Origin of the sequence: Herbaspirillum frisingense GSF30, from assembly GCF_000300975.2 — a bacterium.
GTDB classification, from domain to species: domain Bacteria; phylum Pseudomonadota; class Gammaproteobacteria; order Burkholderiales; family Burkholderiaceae_D; genus Herbaspirillum; species Herbaspirillum frisingense.
The window spans coordinates 132039-152608 of the sequence record NZ_AEEC02000003.1; the positions used below are offsets into that span (position 1 = coordinate 132039).

Consider the following 20570-nt stretch of genomic DNA (forward strand, 5'->3'; position numbering starts at 1 on the left):
TTGTCGTTATCACTTATGGGATTGGCCGGACGTCAGCCTGGCAGCACATGGCACAGCAGCCGATCGATGATGCGTTCGGCATCACTGCAATCGGCGAGACTGCCGCGCCAGGCGACGATCTGATCCGGGCGGATCAGGACCAGCGGTACCTCATAGCCGGCGATGACATCGGGGTCATCGAGGTGCAGCACCGTCAGGCTGCCGCGATAGCGCTGCATGGCATGGCTGAACGGTGTGGTGTCGGCATCCGGCTGGCCCAGGCACAGCAAGGTCCAACCGAAACCAAAGTGGTCATACAGTGAACTGCCGTCCTGCAGCCAGAAATGCGGGGGGCGTCCGCCAGGGCTGGCCGTCGGCGTATAGGTATTGGCCGCATCCGCAGGAGCCGGGCTGCCGTCGGCGATGATCGCCGGAGATCCATCGTAGCGACCACCGAAGGTGATACCGGGGATATTGAATTCGGCTCGACCATGTTGTTCCAGGTAGAGGCCTGCAGCGGCACGCGCGGCGGCGCCCTCTGCGCTGTCCTGCTCCAGTTCGGCTACGGGGGTGAACAGCCCCAACGAGTCGGCGAACTTGCGCGCGTAGCTGGTATTGCGCAGCGCCAGCGGTCGGCGTTCTGCCTCATAGGTGTCCAGCAACGCCGGACTGGCCTGGCCGTGCAGTACGGCCGCCAGCTTCCAGCCGAGATTGACGGCGTCCTCGACAGCGGTGTTATAGCCCAGACCACCGGTGGGGGTGAACAGATGCACCGCATCGCCGCCAAGGAATACACGTCCACGCCGGAAATGATCAGCGACCAGCGAATGCCCTGCAGTCCAGCCGCCCTTGGACAGTATCTCCACAGGCAAGTCACGTCCTACCGCCGCGCAGAACAGTCCGCGCGCATCCGCCTCCGTGATGGCGTCTTCCTTCTCATGAGGCCGCAGCTGCGTATGGAAAGCAAACTCTCCCTTGCCGTCGACAGCAGCCATGAAGGCACGCCGGTCACCGTTGAAGGTGACATTCATCCATGCTGGCGCATGTGGCATCTGTTCGTAGAAAGTCGGACAGCGTAGGTAGACAGCGAACATTCGGCCGCCCATGAAATCGCGCTGCACGCCGGTTTCGCCCGTGTAACTCAATCCCAGCCGCTCTCGCACCGCACTGCGGGGACCGTCGGCGCCCATCAGGTAATGGCTGCGGACCTCAAAGCGTTCACCGGTATGGCGATGCTCGACGGTCGTGATGACGTGGTCTGAATGCTCGGTGAAATCCAGTATCCGATGCGCATAGCACACGTCTACGCCATCAAGCCGTTCAGCCTGGCGGCGCAGCTCGGCTTCGACATACTTTTGCGACACCCGGTGCGGCAGCTCCGCCGCACTCCACGAGCCCCGCAACTCGCGTGCACGGGTCTTTGCCTGCTGTGCCGACGGTAACCGAAAGCGCGCCAGTTCATGCCCGGCATAGCGCGTGAAATAGGCAATGTCGGTGGGGAAATCCGCCGGTAGCCCCTGGGCACGGATCTCATCGGCAAAACCCAGCCGCCGGAAATGTTCCATCGTCCGTGCCTGGGTGGCATTGGCCTGCGGGTTGAATGCCGTGCTGTCCTTTTCATCGGCCAGCAGCACACTCACACCGCGTCTTCCCAGTTCGTTGGCCAGCATGAGGCCGCACGGCCCTCCGCCGCAAATCATTACGTCTACCGCCTTCATCTGCTTTCCTTTGTCTCTTGTTATAGGCCGACCTATAGTAAGGATGCCTTACTATATTCGTCAAGCTGGATTTTGTAAAAGCAAGGAAAACCGAAGGTGCCGGTATACTTCGCGTAATCTGCCTCATTGACACCACGCCCACCCGGCGGCCAGACGCATGGATGTGACACCCAAGAAGACCCGAAAGCCGGCCAGGCCGGCAATTCCCGCCAGCAATGATGCCTGGCGTGCAACCAACCTCGGCCGCCTGCTCAACCAGGCCGTGCAGCGTTTTGAAGAGAGTGTGCTGGCCAAGATGGTCGCGGCCGGCCATGGGCAATTCACCCTGAGCCACATCAGCGTTACACGCAACCTCGACGTCCAAGGCACCCGCGCCACCGAAATTGCCAAGCGCGCCTCCATCACCAAGCAGTCCCTGGGAGAACTGGTACTACAGTTGGAGAAGCTGGGCATCGTCATGCGCGAACCCGATCCTAGCGACGGCCGGGCCAAGATCGTGCGCTTTACGCCGCAAGGCATGTTGTGGCTGGAACAGTTCCACCAGGCGGTAGAAGAGACGGAAGCAGAGATCGCGGCAGCCCTTGGACCCAAGCTTTACCTGGCCCTCAAGGAAGGGCTACTCGGTTACACCGGACGACATCAGACTTGATATCCACGCCCGACGGCTATCCAGCAGTTTGGCAACACGCTTGCTCAGCCTGATGTGTTGATTGCGATGTATCGATAGTGAAGTCGCGCGCCTGGTCGGCAACTTGCGCGATATGAGAGCGTGCATTGAACAGCGCCAGCGCGACCAGACGTATGGCCAGGCCCACCCAGAACAGGGTGAAGGCAAAGAACACCGGTATCCCTGCACAGAGACCAAGGCGTGGCTCTTTCGAGTGCTTTGACAGGACTCGCGGCGCGCATAAGCTTGAAAAGTAGCTGTCTTTGCTACAGGCCGCTGGTTGGGCAACAGCGGCAATACGCAAGGCTGCGTGGCTTGCGCGTCACCGATTCCATCGCAGGCGCCGTCCTCCGCCCAGAAGCGAGAGACAGCGCCGAACAGGACCGTTCAAGCGTGCGCCGGCTCGCGAATGGTCAGGATGGTGATGAAGCACAGCACCGAGCACACCGCCAGAAACACCCAGACATAGCTCCAGCTGTAGTTGTCCAGCAGGAGACCGGCGATCAGCGGCGCACAGGCCCCCCCCAGTTGCCCGAGTGTATTGACCATCGCACTGGCCATCGGATAGACCTTGCGGGAGGTCATGCCCATCGGATAGACCATGTACGTGGAATAGCCGATGTTGAGCAGGATCCCCGTCAGCAGCAGCAGCGCGCCATACAGGAAGGGATCGGCCGGCGAGTTGATGAGGATGACCATCATGATGGTGGTGAAGAACGCCGAAATCAGCATGGCCGGCTTGCGACGCTTGTCGAGCAGGCGATCGGTCATCATGCCGCCCAGGAGATTGCCGATCACCGCGCCCACCCAGGGGGCGGCAGCGACCATGCCCATGTTGGTGACGGAGTAGCCCTTGACGCTGATCAGGTAGGTCGGAATCCAGGCGAGCAGGACGTTCACGATCGCGGTCATGAAGAAATAGCCCAGCGCCGCACCCATGATGTTCCATGAACGGAAGATGCCCTTGGTCGTGTCGACCGTGGCGACCTTGCTGGTGCGGATCAGGCGATCCAGCAGGGCGAAGTCGCGCTTGCTGCTCGGGGCCTGGGCGGTACCGCTGGCGGCCCGATCATCATTGATGTGCTGTAGCTCTTCCTCGGACACATGACGGCTTTCCGATGGCCGGTTCTTCACCACCAGCAGCCACACCACCGACAGGACGATGCCGGGCAGCGCGAAGATGTAGAAGATATAGCGCCAGCCCCAGTAATGGATGATGACCGCACAGACCGGCGGCACCAGCACCGGGCCGAACTTGGCGGCGGCCAGGAAGATCCCGGTCATGGTGCCTTTTTCGCGCGCCGGAAACCAGTTGTTGATGGTCGAGGTGATCCCGATGGGCAGGGGGCCTTCCGCCAATCCCAGTCCGAAGCGGTAGATCTTCAGCATCAGCAGCGATGAAGCCGTACCGATCAAGCCGGTGAACAGGGAGGTCGCCAACATGGCGAGCGAAAACACGCGGGGGATACCGAAGCGCGTGTAGGCCAGGCCGGAAGGCAGCTGTGCGAGGCTATAGGCGAACAGGAAAATACTGGCCAGTGCACCGGCTTCGGTGTTGGACATCACGAATTCCTTGCGCAGGAACGGCAAGGCGACGCCCAGGTTGGCACGGTCGGCGGCAGCCACCGTGTACACAATGAAAATCAGTGCGCCGATGACCCATCTGAAATGGCTCTTCGACTTCGTACGTTCCATGGCTACCGCTTCCATTCAAGTCTCCTTCAGCGATTGAAGCATTTTCTGTTTTCATCTGCGCCGCCCCGCGCCATCAGGCCAGGGGCAGGCAGGAAGATGGAGTCCGGTCTTGCGCCGGCTCTCCCTTTCGGTGGCTTACACCAGACCGTAATTCTTGAGGATGTCCTGCAACTTCATGAGCTCGACGGTGGAGGCGCCGTCCTCGATGGCGCGACGCATCTTTTCTTCCTTTTCTTCGCGCGCGATGCTGCTGGCGATGGTCGCTTCGACTTCGTCTTTTGCCACCACTGCCAGGCCGTCGCGGTCGCCCACGATGATGTCACCGGGATGGATGACGACATCGCCAATGACCACCGGAACGTTGACCCGGCCCGGCTGGTGCTTGCCGGTGCCCTTGATGGACAGGCCGCGGCAGAAGACCGGGAATCCCAGATCGATGATGGTGTTCGCATCGCGTACGCAGCCATTGACCACCAGCCCGGCGATGCCGCGCTTCATTGCCAGCACGGTCAGCACGTCACCCCACGGACCGGCTTCCATGAAGGCCTTGGCATCGACCACCAGCACGTCGCCCGGTTTGGCCTGCAGGACCGCGTAGTGCAGCACCAGGTTGTCGCCCGGGCGGGCATCCACTGTCAGGGCCGGACCGGCCAGGCGAGAGGTGGGATCGATCGGTTTCATGCCGTGGTCCAGGGCGCCCTTGGCACCCTGTGCTTCGTAGACCGTGGCCGAACCGAGCTCACGCAACTGGGTAATCTGTTCTTTGGTGGTCATGATGGATATATCCTGGGTTGGAAGTTGAAGTCAGGTTGCGTCGCCAGCGGCGAGCAACCAGGTAAGAGCCTGTCCGACGTCGGGGTTGTCCACGTCCAGTGGACGTCGCTCCAGCAGCGCCGAAGTGGCATTGAAACGCTCCTCCACGCCCGGCAGCACCAGCGATGGCAGTCCCTGGCCGTCGAGTTCCCGGCGTGCATCGTGGACTTCATGGGCACGGCGTTTCGCATGGATCACGTGAGTGCGCACCAGCATGTCGATGAAGCTGCGCAGTGGGGTCTCGTCGATATCCTTCAACTGGTGATACAGCTCTTCGCGTACGCCCTGCTTTTCGGCGCTCATCAACAGCTCGACCGCCAGCGCTTCCATGCCTTTGGTAAAAATGCTGCGCAGGATCTTCAGCGAAATCGCAGCACCCGGACTGGCGCCCTCGATGACCTGCACCCGGCCGTTGGCAGTGAGCAGCACCTCCCTGAAATCGGCAGCCTTGCGGCCGGCCACCAGCAGCGGGGTCTTTTCCCAGTTGAGCGAAATGGCGCCCATGATGGCCACATCCACGTATTCGAATCCCGCCGCAAGGGCGGTGGCAAAGGCTTGCTTCTTGGTCTCCGGGCTGGCGGTGGTCAGATCGGCAAATCCGGTCCCCGCGTCCAGGAACGCTGCCACCTGTTCGACCACGGCCAGGGCCTGTGCCCCGGTCACGCAGGAAAACACCCACTGTACATTTTCGAAGCAAACGCCTGGCTGCTGGTGTAGCTCCAGGCTCCATTGGCTGGCCAGCTCCCGGGCCGCCGGGGAAGGAAAGGCTTCGCAGAGGATCAGTTCATGCCCTGCTGCATAGAGGGCTTTGGCATAGCAGCGACCAACTTCGCCCATGCCGACGATTGCGATGCGCATCGGTGTCTCCGGTTTGAATATTTTTACAAAGAATACAAAAAAAGTACATTTAAGGCAAATCAGTTTCTTACCTAGCTTAAAAAAACCACAAAAAGAACAATATTGGGACATTCAAGCCGAATGAGCCGCCCTGTTGGACGAGGTCGGGATGGCGCATATAGAATCCGCCATCGGCAATGGAAACGGGAGCATCGAAGGTGGAACGCGGCAAGGACAAGGTCTACGAAGTACTCCGTCAGCGGGTTGTCGGAGGACGATACAAGCCAGGCACCCAGCTCAAGGAAGAACCGCTTGCGCGTGAATTGGGAGTCAGCCGTACGCCTGTGCGGACCGCCCTGAGACGTCTTGTCGAGGAGGGCCTGGCCACTGCCGACGCCGGCCAGGGCATCCACGTGGCGGCCTGGAGCGAGTGGGATATCGAAGAAACCTTCCAGCTGCGCATGTTGCTGGAGCCCTATGCAGCCAGCCTGGCTGCCGAGCGTGGCGACGAGGAAATGCTGAAGATCCTGAAGGACAGCAATGAGAGGATGGCCTCTGCCATCCGCGATGGCGGCCCCCATTCAGTCGAAAATATCCAGGCGGCCAACAGCACCTTCCACCGGACCATCCTGGATTATTCCGCTTCGCCGCGCTTGCGTGCGATGCTGGAGACCATCATCGACATGCCCATCATCGTCCGTTCCTTCCACCTCTATGAACCGGCACAACTGGAGCAAAGCCTGCATCACCATCAGGACCTGGTCCTGGCAATGGAAGCAAAAGATGGCGAACTGGCACGCCAGGTCATGCGCCTGCACCTGCGAATGTCCTACCACCGCTTCATGAAGCGGCGCAGCGAGTATCAGGGGCTAGGCGCGCCCGGATGATTGCGTGCAGACAGGTCCGTAGCATGACACCCGGAAGGGCTTCCGCACGGATTGAGGAGGGAGTCCGGGCGATGCAGGTAGGGGGGCTACGAGAAGGCGCCGGCCCGCAGACGGCCGGCCACCCTGTTGTTCTTACATCGACGTCGCCGACCGCGCCGCCTGCTCATACAAGCCCGACAGCACGCGCAGGAACCGGGCCAGCTCTTCCAGTTCGTAGCTCTCGGTGTTGTCACCGGTGAGGCTGGAGACCAGCAGCTGCTCCCTGATCTCGTAGTACCGCTTGCAAAGATCCTGCCCGGCCTCATTGGTCGAATACAGCACTTCCTTGCCGCGCCGCTCGGTGCTCACCAGGCCCAGGGCGTGCAGTTTCTTGAGCGAGTAGTTGACCACGTGCGTGTCCTCGATATTGAGGATGAAGGCGATGTCGGCCAGCTTCTTCTCGCGTGCGCGATGGTTGATATGGTGCAATACCAGGACGTCGGTGGCCGTCATGTCCTTCATGCCGGCCGCCGAGATGCAGCGGATCATCCATCGGTTGAAGGCATTGCTGGCGATGATCATGCCGAACTCGAATTCGCTCAACTCCTTGCTCCTTCCTGAAGCCAGATGCAGTGACGATACGATCGGCACCTTGCCTGGGGTGTTGGGCTGGGCGAAATTGGCTTTCGGGGTTTTCTTTTCGGTTGGCATAAAGGTCTTTGGAAAGCAGACAAGATCACTGACCGCCACAGGAAATATCGTCGAGCGATTTTTCCCGCCGCCGGCAGTCAGTCGAGAAACCCCAATTTTAAACCCCAATTTCCTCGGCAAGGTGAGCCAGATTGGGCTCTGTTGAATCTGCAGTCTACTTTTCCACCAGCAACTTCCTGCCCTCCGGCGTCCATGCCAATGGCGCCTCGGCATGCTCGCCTGACAATTCCCAGTCCGCCGCGCCAGGTTCGTGCGTCGTCTGGCTTGCCTGCGCACCCTGTGTCTTGAAGATCGATACCGCGCGCCCCAGCGCCAGCGAGCGGTCATGCATCTGCTGCGCGGCCGCTGCCGCCTGTTCCACCAGGGCCGAATTCTGCTGCGTCATGTCATCGATCTGCTCGACCGCCTGGTTGATCTGGCGGATGCCTTCGCTCTGTTCGTCGCTGGCGGCCGATATCTCGATCATGATGTCGGCCACGTGTTTCACGCTGGAGACGATCTCCTGCATGGTCTGCCCGGCCTGGTCCACCAGCGCGCCACCGGCGTCGACCTTCTTCACCGAGCTCTGGATCAGCCCGGCGATCTCCTTGGCGGCAGCGGCGCTGCGCTGGGCCAGGGCGCGCACCTCGGCGGCGACCACGGCAAACCCGCGTCCCTGCTCACCGGCGCGGGCTGCCTCCACGGCAGCGTTCAACGCCAGGATATTGGTCTGAAAGGCGATGCCATCGATCACCCCGATGATGTCGACGATCTGGCGCGAGCTCTCCTTGATTTCCTTCATCGTGCTGACCACCTGGGTGACCACGTCGCCCCCTTGCGTGGCGACCTGCGAAGCGTTGAGCACCAGATGATTGGCTTCGCGGGCGTTCTCGGCGTTCTGGTTGACCGCATTGGTCAGCTCCAGCATGGAACTGGCGGTTTCTTCCAGCGTGCTGGCCTGCAGTTCGGTACGGGCCGACAGGTTGGCATTGCCTTCGGCGATCTCGCGCGCCGCCACGGAAATGGCGTCGGACCCCTCGCGTACCTGCGTCACCGCGCCTACCAGGCCGTCGCGCATGTGTTGCAGTGCCGCCAGCAGCTTGGCCGTTTCGTCCGAGCCGGTGGCCTCGACCTGAACCGCCAGATCACCACCGGCCACGCGTTCGGCAATATTGATGGCGGCATTGAGCGGGCGCGTGATGCCGCGCATGACGGAATAGCCCACCAGCGCGGCCAGCAGCGTGGCAATGCTGGCCATGGCAATCATCAGCATGCTGGCCGAGGTGGCCACCTGTTCGGCGTCACGCCCGCCCTCTTCCATGCGGCTGCCCTGGTAGGCGATCAGATTGTCGAGAGCCTTGAAATAGGCGCTCTGGTAGGGGGCGATCTCGGGCAGGATCAGGTCCCGCGCCTGCTCGACCTGTCCATCCTTGACGGCGGCGATGAAATTGTTCAGCACCGGCGTGTACTGGGCACGCGCCGCATTGACCGCCTTGAGCATGCGCAGCCCGTCTTCCGAACTGGTATTGGCGGCAAACTGCTTGAGCGTGTTGTCGATGGTCTTGCCGGCCCGATCGATGGTGTCGAGCTCGCCCTTGATCTCGTCGACCGTGCTCATGAAGAGCAGGTTGCGCATGCTGCGCGCCGTCTCGTCCAGCGCACCCTTGACCGAGTTGGCCATCACGGTGCGCGGATAGTAATCCTTGGCGATCATGGCGATGCTGCCGTTGATCTGGTTCAGGCGCAGTACGCCAATGGCCGTCAGCGCCAGCATCAGGAAAATCACAATGCCGAAGCCTGCGCTCAGGCGTTGTCCGATGTTCAGATTCTTCAACTTCATGTGGATGCTCCTTGCAAGTCGAAATGCGGTAACGACGATGGTGTCAGCCTGCATCTCCTCCGCACCTGGCCGACGACTCCCCTCAAGACATGGAGCCGTCGGCAATCAGGCCCGGCGTCACGCACAGTAAGAAACTGCGTGCCTGAGAAACCTAGGCACTACTTACCTTTCCCCCTCAAGACTGCATGCGCCGGAAAAAGCCGTTAAAACGTATGGCGGATGCCAAAGTTCCAGGCGCTGTTACCGGAGCCGGTTTCGATGGAGCTACCCACGGTGTAGGGTGCGCCATTCTTGTTGCTGATGTGTGCATACATCGCATACAGATCGGTGCGCTTGGACATGGAGTAGCGATACCCCAGCGCGACCTGGTTGGCGTCCTGGTTGCGGGCGGTCTTGTCGTTCTTGTGGATGTACGAGGCCAGCACGGTGTGCTGCACGCCGAACGGTACGGTCACGCCGATGAGCATGTCGGCGCTGTCGGTGGAAGCGAACACGGGACCGGTGCCATAGGAATTGACGGCGCTGCGCAGCGGCGAGCTGTTGACGCCCTTGTTGATGCCATAGGCGCCGTGCAGCTTGAGCACGCCGAAGTCGTACACCGCGCCCAGCAAGGTGCTGCGTCCGCTGCTGGTCTCGGCGGTGGTAGTGTCGTTGTTGCGACCATGGAAGCCCAGGCGCACATTGAGCGGACCGTTGCTGTACTGCACGGCAGCGCCGACCTGGCTGGCGGCCTTGGTGGAGCCGGCCGTTTCGCCGAAACCGTAAGCCAGTTCACCGGTGAAACCAGCCACCTTGGGCGAGATGTACTTGACGGTGTTGTCCATGCGGCTGGAGCTGTTGCCGGTGTTGGGCATCAGGTTGGCTGCATCACCGGCATAGCCGGTACCGAACGGATCCACCATGGCCAGCGTCATGTATTGAGGCGTGTACTGACGTCCCACCAGCACCGAACCCATGCCGCCATTGAGGCCGACATAGCTTTGGCGACCGAACAGCAGACCGCCCTGACCCAGTGCACCGGTGTCGTTCTGGAAACCCGACTCCAGCAGGAACACCGCCGACATGCCGCCGCCGAGATCTTCCGTACCCTTGAAGCCGATGCGCGAACCGCCGCTGATACCGCTGGTCAGCTTGTTCACCTTGCCTGCAGCGCCGCCGGTTTCGATGACGTAACCGGTATCGATCAGACCGTAGATGGTCACCGACGATTGCGCCGATGCGGGCAGAGCGTAGATACCTGCCGCAGCCATGATCGACGCAGCCAAAATCCTTTGTTTCATTGTGATTCCCCGTAAATGATTTCCAAAAAATCGCGTATCGGCATGATCGTGCGCGCCCTTCCATGCCGATACGCGCCAGCCCGCCGCACACCGGAAGCAATTGGCCTTTTTGCCTCCAGCGCTTGAACGGGAACTGCAAAACCACTGCTTTCACGACCCTCTTCGGGGTCCTCGTTCACGCCGGAGCGAACACGCCCTGCTCCGGCCTTTCAAATTTTTCGGACAGGAATTCCGTCACGAAGCCAAACGCCGGATTGCAGCGGGCCAGCGGTGCCAGCGCCTCGTCCAGTGCTGCCGGCCGCAACCACGGGTATGGCAGGAAAGATTGCAGCGTCGTCACCAGACCGCCCGCCCGGTCGGGCAGGCTATCCATGCGGTCGATGCGGATATGCATTTCCGAGATACGCCAGCCTTCACCCTCAGGGACGAATGACCAGCGATAGCTGCCGCGTCCGATGCGCAGCTTGGCCTGGACCTTGTCGCGCATGATGACCAGCCACGGCAGGTGATCGATCTGGGTACTCGCACCGGCTGGCACGTCGGCCAGGTAATAGGTGCGGCATTGCGAGAACTGACGACCAAAATCGGTCACCAGCGTCTGCGCGATCCCTTCGCTGCCCACCACCAGCGGCGGAAACGAAATGCCGTCATCGCACACGGCAATGGTCAACATGGTATTGGGCGCGAAGATGTCGTGGATCAGCCCGGGACTGCCTTTGTCTTTTGCATGGACGTACGCTTCCAGCAGGGATTTATGCGTCAACATAAAAGTCCTTGGTTCATGACGGCCACAGCCGTCGCTCGCGATGTGGAGGGAAGCGGCGTCCCGGGAACGGGACGCCGGCTCGGGCCCGATGGGCTACTCGTTCAGGCGGTCTGTCACGGCTTTCCTCTCGGGCATGGGGTGGGCCTGCATGTCACAGGCCGCCCAGATAGGCCTTCTTGATGTCTTCGTTGTGCAGCAGTTCGTCGCCGCTGCCTTCCATGACGATGCGCCCGGTCTGGATCACATAGCCGTAGTGGGCGATGTCCAGCGCCTTGTGCAGGTTCTGCTCCACCAGCAGGATGGACACGCCCTTGGCGTTGATCTGCTGGATGGTGTCCAACACCTTGGTCACGAACTTGGGTGCGATGCCCCAGGACGGCTCGTCCAGCAGCAGCAACCTGGGCTTGGCCATCAGGCCGCGCCCGATGGCCAGCATCTGCTGTTCGCCGCCGCTCATGGTGCCGGCCAGCTGATGGCGCCGTTCCTTGAGGATGGGGAAGGTGGCATACATCTCGTCCAGGGAGGCCGCCACTTCGGTGCTGTCGGTACGGGTGTACGCGCCCAGCTCCAGGTTGCGTTCCACCGTCAGGCGCGGGAACAGCCGACGCCCTTCCGGCACCAGCGACAGGCCCAGCTTGACGCGGTCGAAGGAAGGGATCTTGCCGATATCCTGGCGCTCGAAGCTGATCTGGCCGGCATCGGGCTTGTTCAGGCCGGCGATGGCGCGCAGCGTGGTGGACTTGCCGTTGCCGTTGCCACCGACCAGCGCCACGATGCTGCCGGCTTTGACTTCCAGGTCGACCTTGGACAAGGCCAGCACGCCGTCATAGCTGGCGCGCAGATTGGTTACTTGCAACATCATTCATCTCCCAGGTAGGCGGCAATCACGTGCGGGTCGTTGGAAACCTCGGTGGGGCTTCCATCGGCGATCTTCTTGCCGTAGTCCAGCACCACGATCTGGTTGGCGATGGGCATGATGCCTTCCAGCACGTGCTCCACGATCAGGCAGGAGATGCCACGGTCGCGGATCTTCAGCACCACCTCCACGGTTTCCTTCACCTCGGTGGGATTGAGGCCGGCCATCACTTCATCCATCAGCAGCAGCTTGGGCTTGACCGCCAGGGCGCGGGCCACCGCCAGGCGGCGTTGTTCGCTGATGGTCATGCTGCCGGCCGGCTTGTCGGCGAAGCGTCCGAGGTTGACGAACTCCAGCAGCTGGCGCGCCGTGTCCCGCACCTTGGCGACGCTATGCTCGTTGAGGAAGGCACCGACCATCACGTTCTCCAGCGCGGTCATGCTGGTGAAGGTGCGCGCCACCTGGAAGGTACGGCCGATGCCGATGCGGGCACACTGCTCCGGGTTCATGCCGGAGATCTTCACGTCTTCCAGCCAGATGTCACCAGTGGTCGGCGGCGAATAGCCGGCAATGCAATTGAACATGGTGGTCTTGCCGGCGCCGTTGGGCCCGATCAGGCCAACGATCTCGCCGACCTGGACATTGAAGGAGATATCCTGGTTGGCGGTCAGGCCGCCGAATTTCTTGTAGACGTTCTCGACACGAAGCAGGCTCATTTGCTGCCCTCCTGATGTTGCTTGTTGGCTTTGCGGCGGGCCAGATAGGTCCGCACGTAACCGACGATGCCGTTCGGGTAATAGACCGCGATGGCGATGATCAGCGCGGCGTAGATGATCAGGTCGGTACCGCGACCGGTGCCGCCGAAGAGGGTACGCGTGCCTTCCTCGATGGCCGTCAGCAGCCCGGCACCGACGATGGGGCCGAACAGGGTGCCGATACCACCCAGGATGGAGACCAGCGCCATCTTGATCGAGATGCCGGTACCGAGTACCGATGCGGGATCGATATAGAGTTCCTTCTGGGCATACAGGCTGCCTCCCATGGCGGTGAAGAAGCTGCTCACGGCAAAGGCGATCTGCTTGTACTTGGACAGGCTCACCCCCAGGCTGCGGGCGGCATCCGGTTCATCCTTGATGGCCCGGAAGTAATAGCCCAGATAGCTGCGCTCGATCCAGGCATTGGCCAGCAAGGTCACCAGCAACAAGCCCAGCGCGATGTAGTAGTAGGGCTCCTTGCCGCTGAAGATCATCTTGGACCAGCCCTCCTCGCTCATGGGAATGGTCAGGCCCACGGCGGCGCCGGCGAAGTCCCAGTTGGTGAAGACGATCTGGATGATCTCGGCCACGGCAATGGTGGCCATCGCGAAGTAGTGACCTTTGAGGCGGAAGCAGGACCAGCCGATCACCAGGCTGGTGGCGGCGGCGATCAGTCCGCCGGCCAGCATGGCGATCCAGGGACTGATGCCCCAGATCGAGAACATGATGGCCGAGGTATAGGCGCCGATACCGTAGAACGCCACGTGACCCAGCGAGACCTGGCCGGCATAGCCGCCGACGATATTCCAGGACACGCCGATCTGGGCCGCCATCAGGATCAGGATCGCCAGGTTGAGGTGGGTGGGAGAGGTGACGAACGTGGGCAGGGCCACCGCCACCACCAGCAGGATCGCCAGGGCGATGCGCATCTTGTTGGCCAGCGCGCCCGACGGCGGCGCTGTGATGATCAGGCCGGAGGTATTCTTGGACATGGATTTTCCTTCTTGACTGTATCGGTGGCGTACTCAGGCTTTGCCCATCAGGCCCTGCGGACGGAACATCAGCATCCCCAGGAACAAGGCCAGCACGATCAGCATCTTGTATTGCGGTCCCAGGAGGAAACCGCCCATCACTTCAATCAGGCCTACCAGCACGCCGGCGATGAGGGCACCGACCACGCTGCCGAAGCCACCCAGGTTGACCACCACGAAGGCGATCAGGATGAAGTTGGCGCCCACTTCCGGGAAGATCGGGAAGAAGGTCGACAGCAGCACGCCGGCCACGCCCGCGCAGGCCGCGCCGATACCCCAGGCCAGGGCAAACATCTTCTGCGAATCGATACCCATCAGCTGGGCGGCTTCCTTGTCGGCGGCAGTCGCCTCCAGGGCCGCGCCCAGGCGGGTACGGGTGAGGAAGGTATAGATCACGCCGGTGACGATGATGGCGCCCAGGCCTGCGGTCAGCTGGGGCGTGCCGATCTGGATGCCGGCGATGGACACCTGGCCGCTGACCATCGAGTTCTCGATGGTGCGGAAGTCGGCCTTCCAGAAGAATTGCGCGATACCACGGAACAGGATCATCAGACCGAAGGTCGTAAAGATCTGCGACACCATCGGTGCATTGGTGATCTTTCGGATGACCAGTTTGTAGAGCAGTGCACCCAGCGCAAAGAGGAACAATGCCGTCAGCGGCAGGGTGAAGATGGGGTCGAGCGCGAACAGGGCGAACAACCAGAAACTGGAGTACATCCCGAACATCAGGAATTCGCCATGCGAGAAGTTGACGATATCCATGACGCCAAAGATCAGGGTCAGGCCGATAGCAACGAGCGCATAGATCAGTCCGATCAGCAAACCGGACGCAAGGGTCTGCGCCAAAATATCCCAAGACATAATTTTTCCCTCCAACGAACTATTCACGCACCGTCTTATCAGCCGCCTGCGATGAAGATTTTTCCGCGGGGAGGCCGGCCCGGCCTACGTCGCCGGCCTGCCGCCCCGTGGCACCATGAGTGCTATCGCCTGCTTACTTGCGTTGATCCCACTTCGGCATCGGCCAGACCACGTCGCGGGTGGCCATGTCGAACGGCCACACGGTGTAGTACTTGCCGTTGATGATCTGCAGCAGAATGCCCGAGCTCAGGGTGTTCTGGCCGTGCTCGTCGAACTTGATGCCCTTCCACGGCATGATCAGCTTGTCGCCCGGGATGTTGGTCTCGGCCAGTGCCTTGCGGATGGCTTCGGCATCGGTCGAACCGGCGCGGTTGATGGCATCGGCCAGGGTCATGAGACCCGTGAAGGTGCGCGACGAGTTACCAGTGAAGTTGATCTTGTAACGGTTGTAGAACAGATCGTTGACCTGCTTGATCAGCGGGTTCTTGGCAGCCAGGTCGAGCGACCAGACATCGCGGGTGATGATGTAGTCGGCGTCCTTGCCCAGGGTCTTGATGAACTCGGTATCGATGAAGCCGGCGTCATTGGCCAGGATCATGTCGGGGTTGAAGCCCAGTTCCTTATAGGTCTTCATCGACAGGATGGCGTCACCCAGGTAGGACGACTGCAGCACCACCTGCGGTGCGGCTGCCTTGAGCTGCTGCACTTCCGAGGTCAGCTGGGTGCTCTTGGCCGGGTAGACCACGGTCTTGACCAGGTCGAAGCCACGGTCCTTGGACAGCTTGGTCTCCAGCTTGGTGGTCTCGTTGCCCCACAGGGTGTTTTCGTTGAAGGCGCCGAGCTTGTTGACCTTGATGCCCTTCTTGGCTTCCAGCTCCTTGAAGAACTCATAGAAGTTGGTCACGAACAGGTCATCGTGGGCCGTGGTGCGGAAGAACCACTTGAAGCCGCGCTGGGTCAGCGATGCCGAGGACGATTCCGGGTTCAGGTAAGGCACCTTGTAGCGTTCTGCCACCTGGCTGGTGGTGGCGGTGACGTTGCTGAAATAGCTGCCGACCAGGGCCACGACCTTCTCCTGGCTGATCAGGCGTTCGGCTTCGGTAGCACCGACCTGCGGGTTGCCCTGGGAATCGGCGAACACCAGCTTGATCTTGGCGCCCTTCAGGTTGGGCAGGCCGCCACCGGCCGAAAACGGCAGGTTGGGTACGCCCTTGGCGCCGTTGTTGATGATGTCGGCAGCCAGTTCCAGCGCGTCCTTCATCTCGGCGCCGGTGGAGGCGGCAGCACCGCTCAGAGGATAGATGACACCGATCTTGATTTCTTGCTGTTGCGCGTGTGCCGCAAACGCGACCAGGGAAAACGAGACCGCTACCCCTGCCGTGCGGACCGCTTTGACGCTGTTGGAGATGAGACCTAGCATGATGAGACGCTCCTTGTTGTATTGAATGACACCCAAAATCCCCCACCGCATGAAGCCTTTAGCGGGAGCTACCCCAAATAACCGGCGCACATTGCAAGCTCTTCCCTGAAGAAGCTTGCACGACGCCCTCCTCGCCGGCGGACCGGCAAGGCTTACTGCCATCTTCGGAACCTGCGCGACATGGCTGCCCTGGCGGAACAGCCCGGCCATCGCGGCCCAGGTGATGCGGTTCTTTCTGCTGACTATCGACTGACGGATTCGGACTGCTGGAATGTCGCTGTGCTGGTTGACAGGGCTCCCCGTCAACAAAGCGTCACTCCCCAAATGGCGACGTGCATTGATGCCACGTCCTTATTGCTTTGCTTCTTTTTCCATTTTTTGTCTCTGCTTGTTTTTTTTGTTGAATCCTATATTTTTCATCGATAATATGTCAATAAATTATTTTTAAATAAAAAACTAAATACCGACATTTTCCTCGTCGTGTTATTAGCAAAGCGCGTGCCAGAATTTGTAGTCGAGTGGGGACAAGGTGGAAAACACAGGCGCAGAAAGGGTTTCAGGCCTGTTCATGATTTTCGGCGGGGGATCGGCCGACTCAGGAAGCAGCATTTAATCGCACGTTTTGAGTGCACTATCTCAATAATTCATCAATAAACTGCACTAATAAAGTTAATTCAGAAAGGTTGGGCGTCCATGGAACAAGGTCAGAATTTGTTGGGGGAGCAGCGTTGGCAGTTTTGGATCGACCGCGGTGGCACCTTCACCGACATCGTCGCGCGCAAGCCGGATGGCACGCTGTTGACGCACAAGCTGCTGTCGGAAAATCCCGAGCAATACAAGGATGCGGCCGTGGCCGGCATCAAGCGTCTGCTAGGACTCAAACCCGGTGAGGCGATTTCGCCACAGGTGGTCGAAGCGGTGAAGATGGGCACCACCGTCGCCACCAATGCCCTGCTCGAACGCAAGGGTGATCCGACCGTGCTGTTGATCACCCGGGGCTTCCGCGATGCCTTGCGCATCGCCTACCAGAACCGCCCGCGCCTGTTCGATCGCCACATCGTCCTGCCTGAACTGCTGTTTGAAAAAGTCGTGGAAGTCGACGAGCGCCTGGGCGCCCACGGCGAAGTGATCACGCCCCTGGACACCACTTCGGTGCGCGAGCAACTGGCGGCGTTGCACCAGGAGGGCTATCGCGCCGTGGCCATCGTGCTGATGCACGGCTATCGCTTCACCGAACATGAAAAGAAGCTGGCCGACATCGCCACCGAACTGGGCTACACCCAGGTCTCGGTCTCCCACGAGGTGAGCCCGATGATGAAGCTGGTCTCGCGTGGCGACACCACCGTGGTCGATGCTTACCTCTCCCCCATCCTGCGCCGCTACGTGGACCAGGTCGCCAGCGAGATGGATGGCGTGCGCCTGCTCTTCATGCAGAGCAACGGCGGCCTGACCGACGCCCACCGCTTCCAGGGCAAGGACTCCATCCTCTCCGGCCCGGCCGGCGGCATCGTCGGCATGGTGCGTACCGCCGAGACGGCCGGCTTCAACAAGATCATCGGCTTCGACATGGGCGGCACCTCGACCGACGTGTCGCACTATGCCGGTGAATTCGAGCGCGAGTTCGAAACCCAGGTCGCCGGCGTACGCATGCGCGCCCCCATGATGAGCATCCACACCGTGGCTGCCGGCGGTGGCTCCATCCTGCATTTCGACGGCACCCGTTATCGTGTCGGCCCGGACAGTGCCGGTGCCAACCCCGGCCCGACCAGCTACCGCCGTGGTGGTCAGCTGGCGGTGACCGACTGCAACGTCATGCTGGGCAAGATCCAGCCGGCCTATTTCCCCAAGGTCTTCGGCCCGGCTGCCGACGAAGCCCTGGATCGCGACGCCGTGGTTACCAAGTTCAGCGAACTGGCTGAACAGATCCATCAACAGACCGGCAATCGCCGTACGCCGGAAGAAGTGGCCGAAGGCTTCATCGAGATCGCCGTCGGCAACATGGCCAACGCCATCAAGTTCATCTCGGTGCAGCGCGGTCACGACGTCACCGACTACACCCTCACCACCTTCGGCGGCGCCGGTGGCCAGCACGCCTGCCTGGTGGCCGATGCGCTGGGCATGACGCGCGTCTTCGCGCACCCCTTCGCCGGCGTGCTGTCGGCCTACGGCATGGGTCTGGCCGACCAGACCGCCATGCGCGAACAGGCCATGGAACTGCCCCTGTCCGGGCAGTCGCTAGGCCAACTCGACGCCGAACTCGGCAAGCTCTCCGACGAGGCCAGGAACGACCTCCTCACCCAAGGCGTGGCAGCACAGCAGATCAACGTCATCCAGCGCGCCCACCTGCGCTATGACGGCACCGATTCGGTGATCGTGGTCAACTTCGGCGACCTGGCCGGCATGGTGGAGCAGTTCGAGTCCGCCTACAAGAAGCGCTATTCCTTCCTGATGCCGGAAAAGACCATGATCGTCGAGGCCATCTCGGTGGAAGCCATCGGCATCTCGACCGACCGTGAAGAAAAGCCCGAACACCTGCCTCCGCGCCAGGGACCGTTGACCGTCACCGAAACGGTGCGCCTGTTCTCCGGCGGCCAGTGGCACGACACCGCCCTGTACCGTCGCGAAGACATGCGCCCCGGCGACATCGTCCACGGCCCGGCCATCGTGGCCGAGAAGAACGCGACCAACATCGTCGAACCCGGCTGGCTGGCCGAAGTCACGCCGCTGAACCATCTGATGATGCAACGCTACCAGGCCCGCCCGCAACGCAAGGCCATCGGCACCGACGCCGACCCGGTCATGCTGGAGGTGTTCAACAATCTCTTCATGAGCATTGCCGAACAGATGGGCCTGCGCCTGCAGAACACTGCCTTCTCGGTCAACATCAAGGAACGCCTGGACTTCTCCTGCGCCCTCTTCGATGCCCAGGGCAACCTCATCGCCAATGCGCCGCACATCCCGGTGCACCTGGGTTCCATGGGCGAGAGCATCCGCACCATCATCCGCGAGAACGCCGGCAAGATGCGGCCGGGCGATGTGTTCATGCTCAACGACCCCTACCATGGCGGCACCCACCTGCCCGACATCACCGTGATCACGCCGGCCTTCGACAAGGATGGCCGCGAGATCCTGTTCTATGTCGGCTCGCGCGGCCACCACTCCGACATCGGCGGCATCACCCCCGGCTCCATGCCGGCCAACAGCACCGTGGTGGAGGAAGAAGGCATCCTCATCAACAACTTCCAGCTGGTACGCGGCGGCCGCTTCCTGGAACAGGAGACCGTGGCCCTGCTCGGCTCCGGCCCCTACCCGGCGCGCAACATCGCCCAGAACCTGGCCGACCTGCAAGCCCAGATCGCGGCCAACCAGAAGGGCGTGGAAGAATTGCTGAAGATGGTGGATCACTTCGGCCTGGACGTGGTGAAGGCCTACATGGAACACGTCCAGAACAATGCGGAAGAAGCAGTGCGGCGTGTCATCACCCTGTTGAAGGACGGCAGCTACGACTATCCGCTGGACAATGGCGCCGTGATCAAGGTCGCCATCCGCGTGAACCACGAACAGCGTACCGCCGACATCGATTTCACCGGCACCTCGCCGCAGCTGAACAACAACTTCAACGCGCCCAGCGCCATCTGCATGGCCGCGGTGCTGTATGTCTTCCGCACGCTGGTGGATGACGAGATTCCGCTCAATGCCGGTTGCCTGAAGCCCCTGAACGTCATCATCCCGGAAGGCTCGATGCTCAATCCGCGCTATCCCGCAGCCGTGGTCTCGGGCAACGTGGAAACCTCCAGCTGCATCACCAATGCCCTGTACGGCGCACTTGGCGTGCTGGCGTCGGCACCGGGCACGATGAACAACTTCACCTTCGGCAACGGCCGTTACCAGTATTACGAAACCATTTCCGGTGGCTCGGGGGCCGGCAAGGGTTTCAACGGTACCGACGTGGTGCAGACCCACATGACCAATTCACGCCTGACCGATCCGGAAATCCTGGAATGGCGTTATCCGGTCCGTCTGGAGAGCTATGAAATCCGTGATGGCTCCGGTGGTGCAGGCGCCTGGCACGGCGGCAACGGCGGCATCCGCAAGATCCGCTTCCTGGAGCCGATGACGGCATCGATCCTCTCCAACAACCGCATCGTGCCGCCTTTCGGTGCCGATGGTGGCGATCCTGGCAAATGCGGCCGCAACTATGTGATCCGTAACGATGGTCGGGAAGAGGATGTCGGCTTTGTCGCCAGCACCGAGATGCAGGCCGGCGAAGTGTTCGTCATCGAGACGCCGGGTGGCGGCGGTTATGGAAAGCCCGTCTGAGACTGCCTCGGGCGAGTGGAAGTAGAGAGTAGTGGTTTGTAAGTGCAGTAGCAGTACCAAGTAGTACCGAGCAGTACCGTGTAGTGCCGTAGCAAGTAGTACTTCTGGTGGTAGTGTGTCTCTTTGCGGCGTCCTCTTCGATATCGAAGGCGACGCCGCTTTTTTCTGAAGCTGCC

At 61.2% G+C, this 20570-nt stretch carries 17 protein-coding genes; 4 read left to right on the forward strand and 13 right to left on the reverse strand.

From position 1 onward, the window contains the following. Positions 1-32: 32 nt before the first annotated feature. Positions 33-1697, reverse strand: a complete 1665-nt coding sequence (locus HFRIS_RS03410; RefSeq protein ID WP_039874186.1) for an FAD-dependent oxidoreductase — start codon at positions 1695-1697, stop codon at positions 33-35. A gap of 157 nt (positions 1698-1854) precedes the next feature. Between HFRIS_RS03410 and HFRIS_RS03415 the strand changes: the two genes are divergently transcribed. After that, complete coding sequence (locus HFRIS_RS03415) at positions 1855-2346, forward strand: MarR family winged helix-turn-helix transcriptional regulator (protein ID WP_006461833.1); 492 nt, start codon at positions 1855-1857, stop codon at positions 2344-2346. Positions 2347-2751: 405 nt separating this feature from the next. Here the strand turns inward: HFRIS_RS03415 and HFRIS_RS03420 are convergent, their stop codons facing one another. The 3 genes from HFRIS_RS03420 to HFRIS_RS03430 form a co-directional block, all read right to left on the reverse strand. Beyond that, on the reverse strand, positions 2752-4074 hold the full coding sequence (locus HFRIS_RS03420) for an MFS transporter (protein ID WP_006461834.1): 1323 nt from the start codon (positions 4072-4074) through the stop codon (positions 2752-2754). 120 nt (positions 4075-4194) lie between these two features. Further along, the gene (locus tag HFRIS_RS03425) at positions 4195-4833 is read right to left on the reverse strand and encodes a 4-carboxy-4-hydroxy-2-oxoadipate aldolase/oxaloacetate decarboxylase (RefSeq protein ID WP_006461835.1); all 639 of its coding nucleotides are present in this window, start codon (positions 4831-4833) and stop codon (positions 4195-4197) included. Between the two features lie 30 nt (positions 4834-4863). Then, complete coding sequence (locus HFRIS_RS03430; RefSeq protein WP_006461836.1) at positions 4864-5730, reverse strand: NAD(P)-dependent oxidoreductase; 867 nt, start codon at positions 5728-5730, stop codon at positions 4864-4866. A 176-nt stretch (positions 5731-5906) separates the two neighbouring features. Here HFRIS_RS03430 and HFRIS_RS03435 point away from each other — a divergent pair, with 176 nt between their 5' ends. Continuing rightward, the gene (locus tag HFRIS_RS03435; protein ID WP_006461837.1) at positions 5907-6596 is read left to right on the forward strand and encodes a GntR family transcriptional regulator; all 690 of its coding nucleotides are present in this window, start codon (positions 5907-5909) and stop codon (positions 6594-6596) included. Between the two features lie 132 nt (positions 6597-6728). Here the strand turns inward: HFRIS_RS03435 and HFRIS_RS03440 are convergent, their stop codons facing one another. Further along, positions 6729-7226: a winged helix DNA-binding protein gene (locus HFRIS_RS03440; protein ID WP_233207520.1), complete on the reverse strand. Its 498-nt coding sequence runs from the start codon at positions 7224-7226 to the stop codon at positions 6729-6731. Between HFRIS_RS03440 and HFRIS_RS25780 the strand changes: the two genes are divergently transcribed. Then, a complete protein-coding gene (locus HFRIS_RS25780; protein WP_233207524.1) occupies positions 7156-7431 on the forward strand; it encodes a hypothetical protein in 276 nt (91 codons plus the stop codon). The genes HFRIS_RS03440 and HFRIS_RS25780 overlap by 71 nt on opposite strands. A gap of 9 nt (positions 7432-7440) precedes the next feature. Here the strand turns inward: HFRIS_RS25780 and HFRIS_RS03445 are convergent, their stop codons facing one another. The 8 genes from HFRIS_RS03445 to HFRIS_RS03480 all read right to left on the reverse strand — a co-directional run bounded on the left by HFRIS_RS03445 (position 7441) and on the right by HFRIS_RS03480 (position 16074). After that, on the reverse strand, positions 7441-9105 hold the full coding sequence (locus HFRIS_RS03445; protein WP_006461839.1) for a methyl-accepting chemotaxis protein: 1665 nt from the start codon (positions 9103-9105) through the stop codon (positions 7441-7443). A 203-nt stretch (positions 9106-9308) separates the two neighbouring features. Beyond that, entirely contained in the window at positions 9309-10385 is a 1077-nt protein-coding gene (locus HFRIS_RS03450) for a porin (protein WP_039874197.1), read from the reverse strand. Between the two features lie 175 nt (positions 10386-10560). Continuing rightward, on the reverse strand, positions 10561-11151 hold the full coding sequence (locus HFRIS_RS03455) for a nuclear transport factor 2 family protein (protein ID WP_006461841.1): 591 nt from the start codon (positions 11149-11151) through the stop codon (positions 10561-10563). Positions 11152-11302: 151 nt separating this feature from the next. Further along, positions 11303-12010: an ABC transporter ATP-binding protein gene (locus tag HFRIS_RS03460; RefSeq protein WP_006461842.1), complete on the reverse strand. Its 708-nt coding sequence runs from the start codon at positions 12008-12010 to the stop codon at positions 11303-11305. Then, positions 12010-12723, reverse strand: coding sequence for an ABC transporter ATP-binding protein (locus HFRIS_RS03465; RefSeq protein ID WP_006461843.1), 714 nt, complete (start codon positions 12721-12723; stop codon positions 12010-12012). The genes HFRIS_RS03460 and HFRIS_RS03465 overlap by 1 nt, the downstream gene beginning before the upstream one ends. Beyond that, a complete protein-coding gene (locus tag HFRIS_RS03470; protein WP_006461844.1) occupies positions 12720-13754 on the reverse strand; it encodes a branched-chain amino acid ABC transporter permease in 1035 nt (344 codons plus the stop codon). The genes HFRIS_RS03465 and HFRIS_RS03470 overlap by 4 nt, the downstream gene beginning before the upstream one ends. Before the next feature lie 33 nt (positions 13755-13787). Further along, positions 13788-14654: a branched-chain amino acid ABC transporter permease gene (locus HFRIS_RS03475; protein ID WP_006461845.1), complete on the reverse strand. Its 867-nt coding sequence runs from the start codon at positions 14652-14654 to the stop codon at positions 13788-13790. 133 nt (positions 14655-14787) lie between these two features. Continuing rightward, positions 14788-16074, reverse strand: a complete 1287-nt coding sequence (locus tag HFRIS_RS03480; protein WP_006461846.1) for an ABC transporter substrate-binding protein — start codon at positions 16072-16074, stop codon at positions 14788-14790. 693 nt (positions 16075-16767) lie between these two features. Here HFRIS_RS03480 and HFRIS_RS03485 point away from each other — a divergent pair. Further along, positions 16768-20394: a hydantoinase B/oxoprolinase family protein gene (locus HFRIS_RS03485; protein WP_006461847.1), complete on the forward strand. Its 3627-nt coding sequence runs from the start codon at positions 16768-16770 to the stop codon at positions 20392-20394. Positions 20395-20570: the final 176 nt, after the last annotated feature.

Excerpts from the sequence above, each read along its gene's own strand:
- HFRIS_RS03460 (WP_006461842.1), bottom strand. The coding sequence starts at position 12,010 with ATGTTGCAAGTAACCAATCTGCGCGCCAGCTATGACGGCGTGCTGGCC.
- HFRIS_RS03425 (WP_006461835.1), bottom strand. The coding sequence starts at position 4,833 with ATGACCACCAAAGAACAGATTACCCAGTTGCGTGAGCTCGGTTCGGCC.
- HFRIS_RS03480 (WP_006461846.1), bottom strand. The coding sequence starts at position 16,074 with ATGCTAGGTCTCATCTCCAACAGCGTCAAAGCGGTCCGCACGGCAGGG.
- HFRIS_RS03445 (WP_006461839.1), bottom strand. The coding sequence starts at position 9,105 with ATGAAGTTGAAGAATCTGAACATCGGACAACGCCTGAGCGCAGGCTTC.
- HFRIS_RS03415 (WP_006461833.1), top strand. The coding sequence starts at position 1,855 with ATGGATGTGACACCCAAGAAGACCCGAAAGCCGGCCAGGCCGGCAATT.
- HFRIS_RS03465 (WP_006461843.1), bottom strand. The coding sequence starts at position 12,723 with ATGAGCCTGCTTCGTGTCGAGAACGTCTACAAGAAATTCGGCGGCCTG.
- HFRIS_RS03420 (WP_006461834.1), bottom strand. The coding sequence starts at position 4,074 with ATGGAAGCGGTAGCCATGGAACGTACGAAGTCGAAGAGCCATTTCAGA.
- HFRIS_RS03470 (WP_006461844.1), bottom strand. The coding sequence starts at position 13,754 with ATGTCCAAGAATACCTCCGGCCTGATCATCACAGCGCCGCCGTCGGGC.
- HFRIS_RS03435 (WP_006461837.1), top strand. The coding sequence starts at position 5,907 with ATGGAAACGGGAGCATCGAAGGTGGAACGCGGCAAGGACAAGGTCTAC.
- HFRIS_RS25780 (WP_233207524.1), top strand. The coding sequence starts at position 7,156 with ATGCCGAACTCGAATTCGCTCAACTCCTTGCTCCTTCCTGAAGCCAGA.
- HFRIS_RS03485 (WP_006461847.1), top strand. The coding sequence starts at position 16,768 with ATGGAACAAGGTCAGAATTTGTTGGGGGAGCAGCGTTGGCAGTTTTGG.
- HFRIS_RS03455 (WP_006461841.1), bottom strand. The coding sequence starts at position 11,151 with ATGTTGACGCATAAATCCCTGCTGGAAGCGTACGTCCATGCAAAAGAC.
- HFRIS_RS03450 (WP_039874197.1), bottom strand. The coding sequence starts at position 10,385 with ATGAAACAAAGGATTTTGGCTGCGTCGATCATGGCTGCGGCAGGTATC.
- HFRIS_RS03430 (WP_006461836.1), bottom strand. The coding sequence starts at position 5,730 with ATGCGCATCGCAATCGTCGGCATGGGCGAAGTTGGTCGCTGCTATGCC.
- HFRIS_RS03475 (WP_006461845.1), bottom strand. The coding sequence starts at position 14,654 with ATGTCTTGGGATATTTTGGCGCAGACCCTTGCGTCCGGTTTGCTGATC.
- HFRIS_RS03410 (WP_039874186.1), bottom strand. The coding sequence starts at position 1,697 with ATGAAGGCGGTAGACGTAATGATTTGCGGCGGAGGGCCGTGCGGCCTC.